18 protein-coding genes are annotated in these 19085 nt (G+C 64.6%); 9 read left to right on the forward strand and 9 right to left on the reverse strand.

Annotated elements, in window-relative coordinates:
- Window positions 1–82: 82 nt before the first annotated feature.
- A complete protein-coding gene (locus tag ACFQPB_RS19525) occupies window positions 83–781 on the reverse strand; it encodes a GntR family transcriptional regulator (protein WP_382226902.1) in 699 nt (232 codons plus the stop codon).
- A gap of 151 nt (window positions 782–932) precedes the next feature.
- Between ACFQPB_RS19525 and ACFQPB_RS19530 the strand changes: the two genes are divergently transcribed.
- The 9 genes from ACFQPB_RS19530 (at window position 933) to ACFQPB_RS19570 (ending at window position 9358) form a co-directional block, all read left to right on the forward strand.
- Entirely contained in the window at window positions 933–1706 is a 774-nt protein-coding gene (locus ACFQPB_RS19530; RefSeq protein WP_382226905.1) for an SDR family NAD(P)-dependent oxidoreductase, read from the forward strand.
- A 1-nt stretch (window position 1707) separates the two neighbouring features.
- The gene (locus ACFQPB_RS19535; RefSeq protein WP_382226907.1) at window positions 1708–2214 is read left to right on the forward strand and encodes a TRAP transporter small permease subunit; all 507 of its coding nucleotides are present in this window, start codon (window positions 1708–1710) and stop codon (window positions 2212–2214) included.
- A 13-nt stretch (window positions 2215–2227) separates the two neighbouring features.
- Complete coding sequence (locus ACFQPB_RS19540; protein WP_382226910.1) at window positions 2228–3538, forward strand: TRAP transporter large permease; 1311 nt, start codon at window positions 2228–2230, stop codon at window positions 3536–3538.
- A gap of 52 nt (window positions 3539–3590) precedes the next feature.
- Window positions 3591–4715: a C4-dicarboxylate TRAP transporter substrate-binding protein gene (locus ACFQPB_RS19545; protein ID WP_382198184.1), complete on the forward strand. Its 1125-nt coding sequence runs from the start codon at window positions 3591–3593 to the stop codon at window positions 4713–4715.
- A gap of 63 nt (window positions 4716–4778) precedes the next feature.
- Window positions 4779–5522 carry an SDR family NAD(P)-dependent oxidoreductase gene (locus ACFQPB_RS19550; protein WP_382198183.1) on the forward strand — a complete coding sequence of 248 codons (744 nt, stop codon included), beginning with the start codon at window positions 4779–4781 and terminating at the stop codon, window positions 5520–5522.
- A 24-nt stretch (window positions 5523–5546) separates the two neighbouring features.
- Window positions 5547–6299, forward strand: a complete 753-nt coding sequence (locus ACFQPB_RS19555) for an SDR family NAD(P)-dependent oxidoreductase (protein ID WP_382198181.1) — start codon at window positions 5547–5549, stop codon at window positions 6297–6299.
- A gap of 7 nt (window positions 6300–6306) precedes the next feature.
- Window positions 6307–7038 (forward strand): SDR family NAD(P)-dependent oxidoreductase, encoded by a 732-nt coding sequence (locus tag ACFQPB_RS19560; protein ID WP_382198179.1) that lies wholly within the window; start codon window positions 6307–6309, stop codon window positions 7036–7038.
- Window positions 7035–8738, forward strand: a complete 1704-nt coding sequence (locus ACFQPB_RS19565; protein WP_382198177.1) for an FAD-dependent oxidoreductase — start codon at window positions 7035–7037, stop codon at window positions 8736–8738. The genes ACFQPB_RS19560 and ACFQPB_RS19565 overlap by 4 nt, the downstream gene beginning before the upstream one ends.
- Before the next feature lie 11 nt (window positions 8739–8749).
- Complete coding sequence (locus tag ACFQPB_RS19570) at window positions 8750–9358, forward strand: glutathione S-transferase (RefSeq protein ID WP_382198175.1); 609 nt, start codon at window positions 8750–8752, stop codon at window positions 9356–9358.
- Between the two features lie 106 nt (window positions 9359–9464).
- On the opposite strand, the gene ACFQPB_RS19575 is transcribed toward ACFQPB_RS19570, so the two are convergent.
- The 8 genes from ACFQPB_RS19575 to ACFQPB_RS19610 form a co-directional block, all read right to left on the reverse strand.
- Complete coding sequence (locus ACFQPB_RS19575) at window positions 9465–10307, reverse strand: alpha/beta fold hydrolase (RefSeq protein ID WP_382226913.1); 843 nt, start codon at window positions 10305–10307, stop codon at window positions 9465–9467.
- 36 nt (window positions 10308–10343) lie between these two features.
- Window positions 10344–12470, reverse strand: coding sequence for a D-(-)-3-hydroxybutyrate oligomer hydrolase (locus ACFQPB_RS19580; RefSeq protein ID WP_382226916.1), 2127 nt, complete (start codon window positions 12468–12470; stop codon window positions 10344–10346).
- 32 nt (window positions 12471–12502) lie between these two features.
- A complete protein-coding gene (locus ACFQPB_RS19585) occupies window positions 12503–13579 on the reverse strand; it encodes a branched-chain amino acid ABC transporter permease (protein WP_382226919.1) in 1077 nt (358 codons plus the stop codon).
- Window positions 13580–13592: 13 nt separating this feature from the next.
- A complete protein-coding gene (locus ACFQPB_RS19590) occupies window positions 13593–14573 on the reverse strand; it encodes a branched-chain amino acid ABC transporter permease (protein ID WP_382226922.1) in 981 nt (326 codons plus the stop codon).
- Window positions 14570–15310 carry an ABC transporter ATP-binding protein gene (locus tag ACFQPB_RS19595; RefSeq protein WP_382226925.1) on the reverse strand — a complete coding sequence of 247 codons (741 nt, stop codon included), beginning with the start codon at window positions 15308–15310 and terminating at the stop codon, window positions 14570–14572. Before ACFQPB_RS19595 ends, ACFQPB_RS19590 begins: the two co-directional genes overlap by 4 nt.
- The gene (locus ACFQPB_RS19600; protein ID WP_382226928.1) at window positions 15307–16068 is read right to left on the reverse strand and encodes an ABC transporter ATP-binding protein; all 762 of its coding nucleotides are present in this window, start codon (window positions 16066–16068) and stop codon (window positions 15307–15309) included. Before ACFQPB_RS19600 ends, ACFQPB_RS19595 begins: the two co-directional genes overlap by 4 nt.
- Window positions 16069–16200: 132 nt before the next feature.
- Entirely contained in the window at window positions 16201–17391 is a 1191-nt protein-coding gene (locus tag ACFQPB_RS19605) for a substrate-binding domain-containing protein (protein ID WP_382226931.1), read from the reverse strand.
- 181 nt (window positions 17392–17572) lie between these two features.
- Window positions 17573–19048, reverse strand: a complete 1476-nt coding sequence (locus ACFQPB_RS19610; RefSeq protein ID WP_382226934.1) for a sigma-54 interaction domain-containing protein — start codon at window positions 19046–19048, stop codon at window positions 17573–17575.
- Between the last annotated feature and the right edge of the window lie 37 nt (window positions 19049–19085).

The following is a 19085-nucleotide window of genomic DNA, read 5'->3' on the forward strand; positions in this document are numbered from 1 at the left end:
GGGCCGCGTCGGCGGCAATGGGTCTGAACCGATCCAGCGCGGGCTGCTGCCCAAACGAACACGTGGCTGCCGCAGTCGGGCGCTACTCCGCCGCTTGCCCATGCTGGGCCAACAAGCGCTCAAAGTTGTTCTTGAGGATCACCCCTGCGTAGTAGACGTGCTCACGCATCAGGGACTCGGCCCGCGCCGCATCGCGCTCGATGATGGCGTCCACGATGCGGTGATGGTCGCCGTGCGAACGCAGGATCAACGCATGGTCCTCCCACAACACAATGCGGTCCGATGCGTAGGGAATATTGTGAGCCTGCTCGGCAAAGCGCCCCAGCCAGGGGTTTCGCGCGGCCGCTATGACCGTGTTGTGGAGGTCCACATTGACCTTCTGATAAGGGGCGTGATCGTCGGGATCAAGATGCCCCTTGCCCAGGAGGCGGTCGCCTTCGGCCAGACAGCTGCGCAGGGTGGCGATCTGTGTTTCGTCCAGTCCGTGCTGTGCGGCTGCACGACAGGCCAGACCCTCAAGTACCGAGCGCACCTCGTAGGCAGCCAGGATGTCACCTAGCGCGAACACCTTGACCAGATAGCCGCGCTTGGGCTGGTGGTCGATCAAACCTTCGCTGGCCAACGTCGCCAGAGCCGCACGGACCGGCGTTCGCGACACGCCCATGGCCAGCGAAATCGGTATTTCCTCAATCCGCTCACCGGGTTTGAAACGCCCGTGAAGAATCCAGCCGCGCAAGGTATCGGTGACGTTCTGAGACAGGGTCTGCATGTCGGCAAGCAAGGAAGTTGGACACCCCAATATAAGCCAACATGTATACACGAAGGCCAAAATTTCAGCCGAATCAGGGTAAATACCGATCGAAAATTGAGCATCATGTATACATGATTGCGACCTCTGCCACATGATGTGGCCCTTGACCTGGAAGCAGCACATGAACACAGCAGTGAACGCGGGGCGAGTAGCCCTGGTCACCGGAGGGGGACGCGGCATCGGCGCGGCCTTATGTATCCATCTGGCCCAAAACGGCTTCCGTGTGGTGGTCGCCGACATCGACAGCGAGAACGCCGCGAAAGTGGCAACCGAACTTGGCAAAGGCCATGTGGCGCGGGCCGTGGATGTGGCCAACGAAGCCGCCGTGGTGGACCTGTTCAACGATGTGGAGACCACGGTTGGTCCGGTCAGCGTGCTGGTGTGCGCCGCCGGCCTTCTGATCATGCCCGGCGGCGAACGCCCGCTGATCAAGGACATGGCGATGGACATCTGGGAGCGCAGCTATGCGGTGAACACACGCGGCGCCTTTTTATGCAGCCGCGAATTCCTGCGCCACCGCGAGGCCACGCCCGTGCCTCATGGCCGGGTGGTGTTTTTTGGTTCGGTGGCCGCGCAACTCGGGGGTTACCGCTCTAGCGCTGCCTACATCGGAGCCAAGGCGGCCGTCATGGGGTACGCCAAGGCTTTCGCACGCGAGGCCGCCCACCTGGATATCACGTCCAACGTTATCGCCCCGGGCCTGATTGACACTGAAATGCTGCGCAGCACCGTGACCAGCAGCGGTGCGCTGGCCGCAGCGGCACAGAACATTCCGCTGGGCCGCATCGGTACGGTGGACGACGTGACCGCAGCGGTGGACTACCTGGTGTCGCCCGGTGCTGCCTACATCACCGGTAACGTCATCGACGTCAACGGCGGCTACCGGATGCAATGACATGAAGCGAATTTCTGATCATTTCGCCAGCGTGCTGGCCTACGTTGCCGGCCTGTCGCTGGTGCTGATGATGGTGCATGTGACGCTGGACGTGGTGCTGAAGTACTTTTTCAAGCAACCGATTCCCGGCACCGCCGAAGTGGTGGCGGCCTACTACATGATCGGCACGGTGTTTCTGCCGCTGGCCTACATAGAGGTGCACAACCGGCCGATCGTGGTCGAGTTGCTGTACGACCGCCTGCCTCAGGGCTTGCAACGTCCACTTGACGTGCTGGCAACGATTCTTTCCATTGCCTTCTATGCCTTTCTGGCCTGGCAGAGCATCAAGATCGCACTGACCGCGCTCGAGAACCGCGAGTACATCGACGGTGTCTGGAAGGTGGTGGTCTGGCCCAGCCGCTTCCTCATTCCTTTGGGCTTGCTGGCCGCGTGTGCCGCGTTGGCCCTGCGTCTGATGACCCTGTTGACCGGTGGCAAAGCCGAACACGGTCACGCCGAAACCGTCTGAACCCGCACTTACCATGGACCGTACCCTTATTGGCCTGATCGGCGTTGGCATCGCGCTGGTCCTCATCTTTCTGCGCGTGCCCATCGGCATCGCGATGGGCCTCGTCGGCATGGCCGGCATCGCTGCCATCACGTCCTCTAATGCGGCCTTCGGGATCGCCAAGACCATCCCCTACGAACTCATTGGCGACTGGAACCTGTCCGCCGTACCCATGTTCCTGCTGATGGGCTACGTGGCCTCGGCCACCGGCCTGACCAACGGCTTATTCGCCTCGGCCCGCATCTTCCTAGGTCGGGTGCCTGGCTCGCTGGCGTCAGCCAACGTGCTGGCAAGCGCATTTTTTGCCTCGGCGTCAGGCTCCAGCGTGGCCACTGCAGCGGCGTTCTCGCGCATCTCGGTGCCCGAGATGCTCAAGGCCAAGTACGACCCGGCGCTGGCCACGGGCTGCGTGGCCTCGGCCGGCACGCTGGGATCTCTGATTCCCCCCTCCATCTTGATGATCATCTTCGGCATCATGGCCGACGTGTCCATCTCGCGCCTGTTCATGGCCGGGGTGGTGCCCGGCATCCTGTCGGCACTGATGTTCATCGGCTACATCACCCTGCGGGTGGTGATCAACCCGAAGCTGGCGCCGCGTGATCACACGGTCTACAGCCGCGAGGAAAAACTCGCTGCGCTCAAGGATGTGTGGCCACTGCCGGTGCTGATCGTAGGTGTGCTCGGTGGCATTTTTTCGGGCGCCTTTACTGCCACCGAAGCGGGTGCCATTGGCGCGGCGATCGCCTGTGTCATCGCGGCTGGGCGGCGTTCGCTCAACCGCGATACCTTCCGCCAGGCAGTGGTGGACACCGCCGAGGGCACATCGGCCATCTTCATCATCGTGGTGGGTGCAGCCATCTTCGCGCGCTTCATGTCCTACAGCCAGTTGCCGGCCAGCATGTCGCAATGGCTGATGGGTGTCACCGACAGCCAGATCGTGATGATGCTGGCCATCGCCGCCATCTACCTCTTGCTGGGCACGGTGCTGGAGAGCGTCTCCATCATGCTGCTGACCATGCCGCTGCTGCTGCCCATCCTGAATCAGATGAACGTCGATCTGGTCTGGTTCGGCATCATCGTCATCAAACTGCTGGAGATCGGGCTGTGCACACCGCCGGTGGGCATGAACGTCTATGTGATCAAGAGCTCACTAGGTGACCGCATCCAGCTCGGCACCATCTTCCGTGGTGTCGGCGGTTTCATTCTGGCCGACCTCGTCACCCTCGGCCTGCTGATCGCGTTTCCTGTTATCAGCCTGTGGCTGCCCGACCTGCTGGCCAAGTAGCACCGGCATGTCATCAACGCTTTCGTTTTCACCCCAACCCAATGGAGACACCATGAAATCTGTCAAACACGTCATTGCCTTGGCCGCGCTGTGCGCTGTCTCGGGCGCCGCGCTGGCGCAAAAGGCCCACATGGCCACCAACTGGATGGCACCGGTGCACATCCTCAACGACGTCACCTACCAGCAGTGGGCGGCCGACGTGGCCAAGGCCAGCAACGGCACACTAAAGTTCGAGGTGCACTCCAACGGTTCACTGGTGCCGGCCCGCTCCACCATGCAGGGCATCCGCGACAGCGTGGCAGTGGTCGGCATCGTCTATCCCGCCTACACGCCAGCTGAATTCCCACTGAACAACGTCGTCAATGACCTGGTTTTCGTGTCCGACGACGACATCGCAGCGGCTTTCGCTTACACCGAACTCGCCATGACACACCCCAAGCTGCAAGCAGAGTGGAAGAAGAATGGCGGCGTGTTCGGTGGTGGTTATTCGACCCCGGTGTACAACTTCATCTGTGGCAAAGCGATCCGCAAACTCGACGACACCAAGGGACTGAAGATCCGCACCGCCGGTGGCGCACAGTCAGAATGGGTCAAAGCCATCGGCGCGGTGCCGGTGTCGGTCCCTTCGCCCGACATCTATTCGGGCATCGAACGCGGCTCCATTGACTGCTCGATGAGCGACCCGTCCATGCTGGACAAAGGCGCCAAGCTCTGGGAAGTAGCCAAGTCCGTCACCCTGCTGCCAATGGGCGTGGTGGTGGGGGCCAACTACATCTACAACCCGGACTTCTGGAAAGGCCTCAAGCCTTCCGAACGCAAGATGTTGCTCGACACCATGGCCCGAGCCACCGCACGTGCCCAGGTGGCCTATCACAAGAGCGTGCAGGAGGCGCTGGACGGCGCACGCAAGCGCGGTCTCGAACTGGTGGAGCCGTCAGCCGATCTGAAGGCGCGCCTGGCCACCTACAACAAACAGACCATCGACAACCTGCCCAAGGCATCGATGGAATCGCGCAAGATCGCCGACCCGACCGACCTGATCAAGGCCTACCTCGAGTTGGAAACCAAGTGGAAAGGCCTGCTCAAGGGCGTGGACCGCAACAGCGACGATGCGGTCTACAAGGTGCTCCACGACAACCTTTACAGCAAGCTCGATCCGGCCAAGTTCGGGCTCTGATCTTCACCTGAAACTGCCCCAAGCCGGCACGCCAATGACGTGCCGGCTTGGCTTGAAATCCCCATGGCCACACCCCCCCTCGCTTCACACGCCCTGGTCACCGGCGCTGCCGCAGGCATAGGGCTGGAAATCGCCCGCCAGCTGGCTCAAGCCGGCCATGTGGTGCACCTGCTCGACCGCAACGCGGCCGGCGTGCGCACTGCCGAACTTGCCCTGCGCGATGCTGGTTTTTCCGCCCACGGGCACACGCTGGACATCACAGATGAAGATGCGGTGGCTGCGCTGGTAGGTGGCTTACCGGCGCTGTCGGTGCTGGTGAACAACGCCGGCATCTTTGAGGTCAAGCCGTTTTTCGAAGTTGATGCGGCGGACTTCCGCCGCATGTACGAAGTCAACACGGTGGCCATGTTCACGCTCTCGCGCACCGTGGCGCGACGCATGCCGCAGGGCGGGCGCATCGTCAACCTGGCCTCGCGTGCCATGCTGGGTGCGCGTCATTACCCGCACTACGTCGCATCCAAGGCGGCAGTGGTGGGCCTGACCCGCGCCATGGCGCTGGAACTGGCGCCGCAGGGCATCACGGTCAATGCCGTGGCGCCCGGCGTGATCGAGACGGACATGCTCAAGGCGCGTTCGGACACCAACCTCGATGGGCTGCGCGCCCTACAGCCTCTGGGGCGCCTGGGCACACCGGCCGACATCGCCCGCACTGTGGTTTTCCTGGCGGCACCCGAAGCCGACTTCATCACCGGCCAAACGCTGCTGGTGGACGGTGGGCGTTCACTCGGCGGCGCCACAAGCATCTGATTTATTCATTCTCTTCTTAACACCATGAATCTGTTGCACAACAAGCTGGCCCTGATCACAGGTGCCGGCGGTGGCCTGGGCTCGGCGATTGCCGAGGGCTTTGCACGCGAAGGTGCACGTGTCATCGTGGCCGACATCTCACTGGAACGGGCCACCGAGGTAGCTGGTCGCATCGTTGCCGCCGGCGGTCAGGCATGGGCCGAGGCGGTGGATGTGACCGACCGCACAGCCACGGCGTCGTGGGCACTTGACATCGAAGCGCGCATCGGCGCGATCGACGTGCTGGTCAACAACGCCGGTATCTCCGGCCGTGGCAAGCTGGACGATCCGCAGGCACCCGAGTTGTGGGATCGCATCATGCGGGTCAACCTCGACGGGGTGTTCAACGTCACCCACGCCTTCATTCCGGCACTCAAGCGCACACGCGGCAACATCGTCAACCTGGCGTCCATCGTATCGTTCGCCAGCGGAATTTCAACGCCGGCCTATGTGGCGTCCAAAGGCGCGGTGCGCTCCTTCACCCAGGTGAGTGCACGCGAACTGGCGCCGCACGGGGTGCGCGTCAATGCGGTGGCACCTGGTCTGATGTTGACCGAGATGGTTCGCCCGCAGCTAGACACACCGGGCGGTACCGACTGGTTCATGAACCGTGCGCCGATGGCACGCGGGGGCGAGCCGGCCGAGGTCGTCGGCCCGATTCTTTTCCTGGCGTCCGCCATGGCCAGCTACGTCAATGGCGTGGTGTTGCCGGTGGACGGTGGTTTCCTTTCCGCTTGAGACAAACATGACACAACTTCCTTTGGCCCTGGTCACGGGCGGCGCCAGCGGCATGGGCCTGGCCACGGTCGAACGCCTGGCGCGCGACGGTTTCGAGGTGGCGCTCGTGGACCGCAACGCCGAGTTGACACAAAAAGAGTCCGCGCGCCTGCGTGACCAGGGACTGACCGTTTCCGCCCACGTGGTCGACCTCACCGACGAGGCCGCCGTGCGTGCCCTGGTGCGTGGACTGCGTCCGATCAGCGCGCTGGTCAACAACGCCGGCATCTTCGACGAGCGCAAGTTTTTGGACGTCAGCAACGCCGACTTCCGCCGCGCCTACGAGGTCAACCTGATCGCGGTAGCGACGCTGACGCAGGAGAGCGTGCGCACCATGCCGGACGGTGGTCGCATCGTCAACATCGCCTCGCGCGCCTACCTCGGTGCGAAGAACCACCCACACTATGTGGCGTCCAAAGCGGCGCTGGTGGGCTACACCCGCGCCAGTGCCATGGAACTGGCGCCCCGTGGCATCCTGGTCAACGCCATCGCGCCCGGCCTGATCGACACGCCCATCCTGCGCGCGCTCACGCCTGAGCGCCTCGCCGCACAGCTGGCCCTGCAGCCGACCGGGCAGGCCGGTCGGCCAGAGGACATCGCTCAGGCGGTGTCCTTTCTGGTGTCACCGCAAACCGGCTTCATCACCGGACAGGTACTTTTTGTCGATGGTGGTAAATCGCTTGGAGGCACCACCTCATGACGCCGCGAACATGGGACGCTGAATACGACGTCGTGGTGGTGGGGTCGGGTGCGGGCGGTCTTTCAGCAGCCGTCACCGCCGCCGCAGAAGGCTTGAAAGTGCTGGTCGTCGAGAAGACCGATCGCGTCGGTGGCTCCACGGCGGTCTCTGGTGGCGCGGTGTGGGCGCCGCTGAACGCCCAGACCGCGCAGGTAGGCCATCCGGACACCGCCGAGCGGGTGCGCACCTACATGCGCAACGTGGTGGGTGAGGCGGCGCCACTGGCGATGCAGAACGCGTTTCTCGACGCCGCGCCGGCGATGGTCGCGTGGTTTGAGACACACACTGAGGTCAAGCTGGCGGCCCGCACCTATTCACCCGACTACTACCCGGACCGGGAAGGCGCAGCGTTGGGCGGCCGTTCGTTAGACCCGCTGATGTTCGACGGCCGGCTACTGGACCAACACTTCCGCAACCTGCGGGACCCGCTGCCCGAGTTCATGGTGCTCGGCGGCATGATGATCACCATGACCGATGCCAAACATCTGCTGGCGGTCACGCGCTCTTTCAAATCCTGGCGCGAAGGCATGAAGCTGGTGTTGCGCTACTTTGCTGATCGGCTTCGAGGTCACCACCGCGGCACGCGGTTGGTGCTGGGCAACGCATTGGCCGCGCGCCTGTTCAAAAGCGCGCTCGACCGAGGCGTCCCCTATTGGCTCAATGCCCCGTTGCGTCAATTGCACCTGGAGGCTGGCCGTGTGGTCGGAGTGACCGTGGTCCGCGATGGCCAGCCTGTGTCGATCCATGCCCGGCGAGGCGTGGTGGTGGCCACGGGCGGTTTTCCCTGGAACGACAGCTTGCGGCAGGCCCACTACCCGAAACCCACCGGCCCGTGGTCGATGGTGCCGCAGGGCAACAGCGGAGACGGCATCCAGCTTGCTCGCGAGGTGGGCGCCACCCTGGGCAGCGGCCATGTGTCGCCAGCGTTTTGGACCCCCGTGTCGATTCTCAAACGCCCTGATGGCAGTGAACTGCGCTACCCGCACCTGGTATGGGATCGCGCCAAACCGGGGCTGATGGCGGTCAATGGTGCGGGCGAACGCTTCGTCAACGAATCGACCTCGTACCACGAGTTTGTCAACGGCATGTACCGCTCGAACAAGACCGTGCCAACCTTTCCAGCCTTCCTACTCTGCGACAGCCCTTTCATGGAACGCTGGGGCCTGGGGCTGGCGTTGCCGGGCGGGCGCCCACGGGAGCACCTGGTCCGCGCCGGCTATCTCTTCAAAGCCGACAGTCTGGCCGCACTGGCCAGTCAGTTGGGTATCGAGGCTGCGGCGCTGGCGCGATCGGCCGAGCGCTTCAACCACTGGGCCGAAACCGGTCACGACGAGGATTTTGGCAAGGGCAGCACGGCCTACAACCAGTACCTCGGTGACGCCGAACACCGACCGAACCCGTGCCTGGGGCCGCTGCACCAGGGACCGTTCTATGCGGTCAAGGTGTATGCCGGCGACATAGGCACCGCGCTGGGTATCCGCTGCAATGAAAATGCTCAAGCACTGGACACCCAAGGCCAGCCGATCACCGGGCTGTACGCCGCCGGCAACGACATGCATTCGGTGATGGGCGGGCAATACCCGGCACCCGGCATCACCCTGGGACCAGCCATGACCTTTGGCTGGATCGCCGCGCGCCACCTGGCCCGTCAACCTGCTTAAAACACAACACCATGAAGATTCTTTTTTCACCCTTTTCGCCCTACGTTCGCAAATGCCTGGTTGCTGGCATGGAACTGGGCTTGAACGATCGAATCCAGCTGCTTCCGTCGAACGCCCACCCGGTCAACCGCGACCGCGAGATCATTGCTGTCAATCCGCTCGGCAAGGTACCAACCCTCTTCACAGACAGCGGGCAGTCGTTGTACGACAGCCGCGTGATTTGCGAGTACCTCAACGACCTGGCCAAAGGCACGTTGTTTCCGAGCGGTCCGCAACGCTGGGCAACTCTCACGCTGCAATCCTTAGGGGACGGCATGCTCGACGCCGCCCTGCTGGCACGCTACGAAGACGTGGCCCGCCCCGAGCCATACCAGTGGGCCGACTGGAAGACCGCACAACTCGACAAAGTCCACACGTCGCTGGCGGCGCTCGACGTTGCCCCGCAAAATCTTGTCGACAGGGTCGACATCGGCACGATCGCGGTGGGTTGTGCGCTGTGGTACCTGGATCTGCGTTTCCCCGACATCGGCTGGCGCGACCGCTCCCCACAAGTGGCCGCCTGGTATGCGGCGTACAGCCAGCGGCCAGCAATGCGCATGACCTGGAGCCTGCAAGGCTGAAACCACGGCTGGCCGCGCAAGACAGCAAATACCGGCGCGTCCACCCACCGGCATCGGACGGCATACAACACCCGCCGCAGACCGGCCGAGAAAAACGCTCAGGCTCTCAGTGTGTGCCGGCCAAAAACCGCGTCACCAGGTCCAGCTGGTCCGGCACGTTGAGGGCCGGCGCATGCCCACAACCGGGCACGGTCACCACCAGCGCGCGCGGGCCACGTTCGCGCATGGCGTCGGCCGTGTCGGCCAGCAGCAGATCGGACGTTTCGCCGCGCAGGCACAGCACCGGCACGTCGATGCGCTCGTAGTCGTCCCACCGGTCGTAGTCGGTGGGGTGGTGCACAAACTGCTGCACCATGGCCGGGTCGTAGTGGGGGGTGACGCGGCCATCGGGCAGGCGGCGGGTGGAGGTTTCGGTGAGGCGGCGCCACTGCGCGTCGCTCAGCCAGCCATAGGGCTTGTACACGGTGCGGAAATAGGCCTCCAACTCGCCCACCGTGTCGAAGGCGGGCGGGCTGCCGGCGTAGCTGCGGATGCGCTGGATGGCGGCATCCGCCAGCTTGGGTCCGATGTCGTTGAGCACCAGGCGCGTGATGCGCTCCTTGAGCGGCCCGGCCGCGCACACCAGGCCAATGGCACCGCCCATGGACGTGCCCACCCAGTGGAAGCGCTGCAGCCCAAGCTGGTCCACCAAAGCCACCGCCAGGCGGCTGTAGAAGGCCAGGTTGTATTCCTGCTCGGGCTGCGGGCTCCACTGGCTCAGGCCACGGCCGATGGTGTCGGGGCAGATCACCCGGTAACGGGTGCTGAGGTGCTCGGCCAGCTCATCCATGTCGCGGCTGGTGCGGGCCAAGCCGTGCCAGGCGATCACGGTGTCGGTGTGCTGCGCCCCCCACTCCATGAAGTGGATTTCGCGGCCTTCGCAATTCAGGTAACGAGACTCGGGCGACATGGGGCTGCCTTGTTCAGAAGTGGGAAACGATGGAACTCAGTCGGGCACGGCCACGCTGCCACTGCCCACCACGATGCGGTCGGCCGCTGCCGGCTGCGTGGCGATGGCGGGCAGGTTGGCCGGTGTGAGCGCGGGCGCGGCACCGGGCGTGCCGCCGCGTGGCACGGTGCGCACCACCTGGCTGGGCGGTAGGGCTGCACCGGTGTCCAGGTGGGCGTACATGGCGTCCAGCGCACGGTTGAGGTAGACGTGCAACGGCACAAAGCGGCTGTCGTAACCCGGCAGAACGGTGGGCAGGCCAATGAAGCCGTCGAAGTGCTGGGCGTTGGTCACCTCCACGTAGCTGAGCTTGCTGCCGCTGCCTTCCACCTTGCGGTTGAGCGCCACATAGGGGCGCGAGGTGTGGTTGACGGGCAGCAGCGCGTCGTTGCGGCCGTGCACGATGATGGCCGGCTTGCCCCGCAGATTGCCGTTGCGGCGCGCTTCGTCCACGCCGGCTTGCAGGCGCTTGGCCCAGTCGTCGGAGCCGGTGACGAGGTTGCGCAGGCACAGCGCGCCGTCGAGGTTCCAGTCGGCCACGCCCTGGGCGTTGAAGGACAGGAAGTCGCGCGCCGGGCCGAACTTGCCGTTGTTGTTGACCAGGTTCACGCCGGTGGAAGGCGGCACACCGTTGCCCACGGCGAACATGCCAGCCAGCGCGGCCGGCGCCAGCGTGGCGACAGCGCCGTTCGCCGCCGTGGCCGCGTAGCTGAAGCCACACAGGTTGTCGCTGACGCGTGCGCGGGCGTGGGCGTTGGCAAACGTGGTGGCCACCGCGGGCGCGACTTCAAAGGCCGCGTGCGAGGGGTGCAGCTCCGAGGCATCGGCCTCCCAGCCGTAAGCCAGCAGCTTGCCCAAGGCCTCTTCGGCCTGGGCGGCGGCGGTGTCGGCACTCAGCAAGCCCTGGGCCTTGAGCGCCGCACAGCGGTTGGGCGCCACCGGGAAAGCCGCCCCCGCAAAACCGGCAGCAAACGCGCCCGCGAACGGACCACCCGCCACCGACGGCGCGAGCGATGCGCAGGCCTGGTAGAGGTTGGCGTAGGTGGTGAAGTCCACCAGCGGTTTGCCCACCACGGCCACCGTGGTGTTGCCGCGCTGCACGGTCACGCCGTGGTTGGCGGGCAGCTCCACGGCGGGCTCCGACACCGCCACGCCGTCGATCAGGCCGCGCGTGTCTTGCTCGGCCGCAGCCAACGCCGCGCCGCCGCCGTTGGACAGGCTGGACGCGATCACGAGGGTGTTGGATGGGCGGAAGGTCTGCAAGCGCTGGCCCAGCAGGTCGCGCTCACCCAGCTGTTCGTTGAGCACATAAAACGCCATCTCCACCGCCTTGAGCGTGCTCTGGCCCCAATCCTTTTCAACGTTCTGGCCGGAGTGGGCGTGCTTGAACGCGAAGCGGTTGGGCGTGGCGGTGTTGAAAGCGGCCAGCTCGGTGGCCGACAGGCCCGCGTTGAACGCGGCGTTTTTGCCCGCTGCGGTGGCGCTGCTGCGCGTGCCGTCGATCAGCGGCACGGTGTCGTTCTGCAGGTCGTGTGGCGCCGCGCCCGTGCCCTTGTCGGTGTAGGCCACGGCACAGCCGCGCTTGAGGCCCCATTCGCCGGTGGAGATGCCGCCGTACACACCGCGCGACCCCGAGGCGGTGGCGGTGATGATGCAGGGCTTGGCCGGGTTGAAGCTGGCGGGCACCTGCACCATCAGGCCCACGTTGAGGCGACCGGTGCCATCGTCGGCAAAGGCGTGGTATTCGCGGCCGGCGATCTTGCCTTCGTCGGTGGTGACGGTGCCATCCGCCCGCACGTTGGGGCCGTAGAACACACCGTAACCACCGGCTTCGGTCATGTCCACCAGCGCGCGGTAGTTGGTGTGGATGGCGGTGCGGCGCAGCTCGGCAGCCGTGGGCACCAGCGGGTCGGCGTAGGCGGGTGCCAGCGGCGCGGCCAGGCCACTTTTGCCCAGGCCTGCGGTCAACAGGTCATCGCTGTTGCCGTCCAGGCTGGCGGCAGCCACCTGGCCCAGCCAGACAGGTTTCACATTGAGGGCGGTGTCGCCTCCGCCGCAGGCGCTCAGGCCCAGCCAAGCCAGCGCGGCCGGGGCCATGCGCACCCATGTTTTTTTCTGGTTCATCCGGTGTCTCCTCTTGTGTGAATGGGGAAGGTTCAGCGCTTGGCGCGGTCACGCAGCCGCCCCACGATGCCGGTGGGGAAGTAATAGACCGACAACACGAACAGCAGGCCCAGCCAGAGCAGCCAGCGGTCGGGCGTGAGCAAGGCAGGCAGCAGCGGCAGGCCTTCGGTGGCGCTGCCGGCCAGGCGCAGCAAATCCTGCAAGTAGCTTTGCGCCAGCAGGAACAGGGTGCTGCCCAGGATGGCGCCGTAGAGCGTGCCCATGCCGCCAATGACAACGATGAGCAGGATGTCCAGCATGATCTCGAAGGACAGCGAGGTGTCGGGCCCGTTGTAGCGCAGCCAGAGCGCGAGCAGGCAGCCCGCCAGGGTGGCGAACAGCGCAGCCAGCACGTTGGAGAGCGTGCGGTAGACCACGGTGCGGTAGCCCAGGGCCTCGGCGCGGAAATCGTTCTCGCGGATCGCCTGCAGCACGCGGCCAAAGGGCGAGTTGACGATGCGCAGCATCACCAGGAACATGCCCGTGACCACCGCGAACAGCAGGTAGTAGGTGATGAAGCGGCCGTTGAGGGCCACCGCACCAAAGGGCCCCTCCCAATCGTCCTCCATCAGCGCAAAGCCGGGTGTCAGCAGTTCGGGCACCTTGAAACTCAGGCCGTCCTCGCCACCAGTGATGTCCGACAGCTGCGATGCCAGCGTGAGAAAGGCCGACGCCACGGCCAGGGTGATCATGGCGAAAAAGATGGCCCGCACCCGCAGCGAGAACAGCCCGATCACCAGCGACAACACCAGCGAGATGGCCAGCGCCGACACCGTGCCCAGCGCGATGGCGCCCCAAGTGGGGCCCATGGCATTGAGCGCAATGGCCAGGCCGTAGGCGCCAATACCGAAGAACATGGTGTGGGCAAAACTCACGATGCCGGTGTAGCCCAGCAGCAGGTCAAAGCTCACCACCAGCGCAATGAAAATCAGCACCTTGGCCGCCACGTTGATGGACTTGACGCCGGTGAACAGGAAAGGCGCGAAGGCCAGGCCCAGCACGATAACCACCAACATCAATGCAAGCCAGCGGCTGCGCGGCAGGTCGTGGGAGAGGAGTCTTGAAAACATCTGAGGCCTCTCTTCAACGGTTCGCAACGGGGTACACACCCTGGGGGCGCCACAACAGGATGGCGACCATCAAAGCGATGTTGGAAAACAGCGCCACCTTGGGCGCGAGAAAACCGGTGTAGTTGGCCATCAGGCCCACCAGCAGCGCGCCGATCAGTGCGCCCGTGGTCGAGCCCAGGCCGCCGATGATGATGACGATGAAGATGAGCACGTTGACCTGCGCGCCCATCTGCGGGATGACGGTCTGCTGGTACAGGCCCCACATCACACCGCCCAGACCGGCCAAGGCGCTGCCCGCCACAAACACACCGATGAACAAACGAACGATGCGGTAGCCCAGGGACTCGACCATCTCGCGGTCCTGCACACCAGCGCGGATCAGCAGGCCGACCTTGGTGCGGTTGAGCGTCCAGACCATGGCGAGGAAGACCAGCAGGCCCACCAGCACGGCCAGCACGCGGTACTTCTCCACCGCCGCCTCGCCGAAGATGAACGCGCCACGCAGCGACACCGGCAGCGGCATGGCAATCTGTTGTGGGCCCCAGATGACCTTGATCAGCTCCTCGCCAATGATCATGCCGCCCATGGTGATCAGGATCTGCTTGAGGTGCTGGCCGTACACCGGCTTGACGATGACACGCTCGAACACGTAGCCCAGCGCACCCGCCACCGCCATGGCCACCAACATGGCTGGCAACAGCGCCACCATGTTGAGCCAGAAGCTGTCGGCTTCCACATAGCTGCCCATGGCGGCAAACACCGAGGTGGCCACAAAAGCCCCCAGCGCGATGAACACGCCATGGCCGAAGTTGAGCACGTCCATCAGGCCGAACACCAGGGTGAGGCCCGACGCGATGACAAACACGATCATGCCCATGGCCAGACCCGCCACTGTGAGCGTGAGCCAGGTGGAGGCGCTGCCGGTGAGCGGCAAGGCGATGAGCGCCAGCAGCGGCACCAGCAACAGCGGCTTGTAGTCGAAGTCTTTGTTCATTGGTGCGCCTTGAGAGAAAGACCCAAGAGACGGGCCTGCAAGGTCTCGTCTTCCGCCAGTTCGGCCATGCGGCCGCTGTGCACCACGCGGCCATCGTCCATCACGGCCACGCTGTCGCCCAGCTGGCGCGCGAAGTTGAAGTTCTGCTCCACCAGCAGGATGGTGGTTTGTGCTTCCTTGAGCGCCTTGAAGGCGGCGATCATGTTCTGGATGATGGCCGGCGCCAGGCCTTTGCTGGGCTCGTCGATGAGCAGCAACTGGCGCGGCTCGACGATGGCACGCGACACCGCCAGCATCTGCTTTTGCCCGCCCGAGAGCTTGCCCGCCGGGTGGTTCCAGAACTTCTTCATCGCGGGGAACAGATCGAAGATCCACTCCAGCCGCTTGGTGTCGATGTCGTCGATGGAGCGCGCGCCGCGCGCGGCCAGCAGCATGTTTTCTTTCACGCTGAGGTCGGCAAAGATGCCCATGTTCTCGGGCACGTAGGCCACGCCGCTGCGCGAGATGTCGGGCGTGTGGGCAGCGGTGATGTCGCGCCCGGCCAAGGTGACGCGGCCTTGGCTGGCATGCCACAGGCCCATGATGGTGCGCAGCGTGGTGGTCTTGCCGGCGCCGTTGCGGCCCAGCAGCATGGTGAGCTGGTTGGCGGGCACGTTCAGATCGACACCATGAAGGATGTGGTACGCGCCGATGTGGGTGTGCACGCCTTCGAGCGTGAGCAGGTTTTGGGCGCTCATGCGGCCTCCGCTTCTTGGGGGCTGATGCCCAGATAGGCTTGCTGCACCACCGGCGACGCGATCACGGTTTCGGGCTCACCATCGGCCACCAACTCACCGTTGTGCAGCACGATGATGCGGTCCGAGAGTTCGCGCACCACGTCCATCTTGTGCTCCACCAGCAGAATGGTTTTGGTCTTGTCGTTCTTGAGCTGGCGAATGAGGTTGAGGATGACCGGCACCTCGTCCACGCTCATGCCGGCGGTGGGTTCGTCGAACATGAACACCTGCGGCTCCAGCGCCATCAGGATGCCCACCTCCAGCTTGCGCTGGTCGCCGTGCGGCAGGCTGGCGGCCAGCGCATCGCGCTTGTCGGCCAGGGCCACGGCTTCGAGCACACGGTCGGCCTTTTCCAGCAGGTCGCGCCGGTCGCTCCAGATGCGCCAGAGGTTGAGCCCCGCACCCGCGCGGGCCTGCACCGCCAGGCGCACGTTCTCGCGCACGCTCAATTGCGGGAACAGGTTGGTGAGCTGGAACGCACGCCCCAGGCCCGCCTGGGCCCGGGCCGCCGCGCCCAGCGGCGTGAGGTCCTGGCCGTTCAGCGCCACCGTACCGGCAGACGCCTTGATCTGCCCCGAGATCAGGTTGAAGTAGGTCGTCTTGCCCGCGCCGTTGGGGCCAACGATGGCGGTGAGCGTGCCCGGCGCAAACGCGCAGGACACAGCATTCACCGCCACGTGCCCGCCAAAGCGGACCGTGAGATCGCGTGTTTCAAGCATGGGTTTCCTCTGAACGCGCACCCGCAGCAGGCGAGCGTGTCTTAGCCGGGAACACGGCGGATCTGGCTTTGCCAGTCCGCTCGTGTTGTCCCCCTCTGGGGGATGACGCGCCCTTGGGCGCGGCGCAGGGGGTTACCGTTTATTCCGGATGGGAACGTTCATTTCTTCAGGCTTGATCTCGCGCACCAGCTCAGGCACGCCCCAGGCAAACGCAGGGTCGGCCTTGATCTTGAAGTGGTACATGCTCTGCATGGCCTGGTGGTCTTCCTTGCGGAAGGTCATCTTGCCCTTGGGCGTGTCAAAGCTCATGCCTTCCATGGCCGGGATCAGGGCCGAGGCCTTGGCGTCGCCATTGGTTTTCTTGAGCGCGGTCACCAGGGCCATGGCGGCGCTGAAGCCACCGGCGGTGAAGAAGTCGGGCGGGCTCTTGAACTCCTTGTAGTGGCGGGCCACCATGGCCTCGTTCACCGGGTTCTTGGGGATGCCGAAGTAGTAGTAGGCCGCGCCTTCCATGCCGGGGAACTGCTTGTAAGTCACCATTGCGGGAAGAATGTTGCCGCCCGAGGCCATCTCGATCCCGTGGCGTTTTTGCAGTTCAAGTTCGGCAAACTTCGAGAAAGGCGAGTTGGGACGCGACCACACAATCCACACAAATTTTCGGCCAGGTACGCCTTTGAATTTGTCGATGATGCGCTGAATGGCCGGGGTGAAGTCGGTCGTCGACGGAGGCTGGAACTCCTCATGGATCACCTTGGCTTTCTTGATGGCTTCTCGAAAGGCTTTGACACCGTCGCGACCAAACGCATCGTCTTGACCCAGCGTGATGATGGTGTTTTCAGCCTTGTCCAACGCCACGGCGTTGGAAATCGCGTCCTGCGAGCTGTTGCGGCCGGTGCGGAAGATGTACTTGTTCCACTTGTCGCCGGTGATGGAGTCGGCCACGGCGGGCTCGACCAGCAGGATCTTGCGGTATTCCTCGGCCACCGGCAGCATGGCCAGGGCCACGGGCGAGGCGGTGGGGCCCACGGCGATGTCGGCCTTGTCGTCGCCGTAGGCGGCGGCCAGCAGGCTCTTGCCCAGGTCGGGCTTGCCCTGGTCGTCCTTCTCGATGATCACCAGCTTCTTGCCGGCCACTTCCATGGTGCCGCCGGTGGCGTAGTCCAGGCCCATCATCAGGCCCACGTGGGTCTGCTTGGCGTAGGCTTCCAGCGGGCCGGTCTTGCTGTAGACGTGGGCGATGCGGATTTCCTTGGACTGGGCGAATGCCAGGGTGGAAGCGCAGGCCAGGGCAACGACGGCCAGGCGACGGGTGGTCTGAATCATGTGTGTCTCCGTTGTGTGGGAATGGGCGACGGCAGCCGCCACCTGCGCTCTCTGATGCACAAGCCATGCCAGGTGAACAAGCCATTGATTCACAACGGCATTTTCTCCGGTGGCACGAGACATGCCTGATTTTCAGACATCACATCCAGCACTTAATGTCTGAATAACAGACATGTGTCTGTTATTCAGACACGGCCAGTTTGTCGTAAAAGCTGGCCCGCGACATGCCCAACAAACGGGCCGCCGCCGCACGGTTGCCGCCGGTTTGCGCCAGGGCGGCACGCATGGCCCTGCGCTCCAGTTCGGCCACCTGCTCAGACAGGGGACGCAACAAGCCATCTTCCGCGACCACACCGAGAACTGGCACGGGCTCGGGCACCGCCAGCGGCGCCAGCCCATCCGTTCGCAACACCCCGGCCAACATGGCGGCATCGATGTGGTGGTCGTCGGTGCGCAAAGCCACCTGCTCCAACACGTTGCGCAATTCGCGGATGTTGCCGCGCCAGGCCTGCGCCTGCAGCAGCGCCAGGGCATCGGGCGCCAACTCCATCAGCACGCCACCGCTGCGCGCGGCAATGTCTTCGCACAACACCTCCACCAGTTGCGGGATGTCGCTGCGGCGTTCGCGCAAGGGCGGCAGGCGGATGGGCAAGACGTTGAGTCGGTAGAACAAGTCTTCGCGGAAACGGCCCTCGCGCACCAGTTGCGGCAGGTCGCGCGAGGTGGCGGCCACCACCCGCACGTCCACCCGCACCAGCTTGTTGGAGCCCAGCGGTTCCACCTCACCCTCCTGCAACACACGCAGCAATTTGGCTTGCACAGCGGGGGGCATGTCGCCCACCTCGTCGAGGAACAGGGTGCCCCCATCGGCCAGCTTGAACTTGCCGTCGCGCCCCTTGCGGTCGGCACCGGTGTAGGCACCGGGCGCCACGCCAAAAAACTCAGCCTCCAGCAAGGTGTCGGGCACGGCCGCGATGTTGATGCCCACAAAGGCGCGCCCCGCCCGCTCCGATGTGGCGTGGATGGCGTGTGCCAGCAATTCTTTGCCGGTGCCGGTTTCACCCAGCAACAGCACCGGGCTGTGGGATGAGGCCGCGCGGCGCGCCTGGCGTTTCACGTCGAGCGCCGCCGGGCTGCTGCCAACAAAACTGGCAAAGGTGTATTTGCTGCGGCGCTGGCTGGCCAGCTCGCGGCGGGCATCGCTCAGGTCCTGCTCCAGCCGGGCGAACTTGGTGATCAGCGGCTGCAGCGTGGTTTCGGGGTGGTCGAACAGCACGATGCCGAGGACGCCAATCACCTCACCGCCATCGTCCCGCAAAGGTATGCGGCTCACGACAAACGTGCCAGCCTTGTTGGTCAGCAAATCGATGAGGATGGGTTTGCCGGTGGACAACACCTGGTGCATTTGCGTGTTCTGCACCACGCTGGAGACCGGGTGGCCGACAAAATCTTCCTCACGTTCGTACCCGAGGGCGGGCAGAAAACGGCGGTACTGGTCGTTGATCCACACCACCCGTGCGTTGCGGTCCACCAGCATCATGCCCTCGCTGGCATTGGCGAACAGATCGAACATGGAGCGCGCGGCCAGCTCCAGGATGCTCTGGGCGTCGCGTGGCAGGCGGGTGTCGGGGGCGGGTCCGGTGGGCATGGCGTGCATGGTAGCGGGCCTGTCGCACAATCCGGTCAGGCCCCAA

The organism is Hydrogenophaga atypica, from assembly GCF_042665215.1.
Taxonomy (GTDB): Bacteria; Pseudomonadota; Gammaproteobacteria; order Burkholderiales; family Burkholderiaceae_C; genus Hydrogenophaga; species Hydrogenophaga defluvii_A.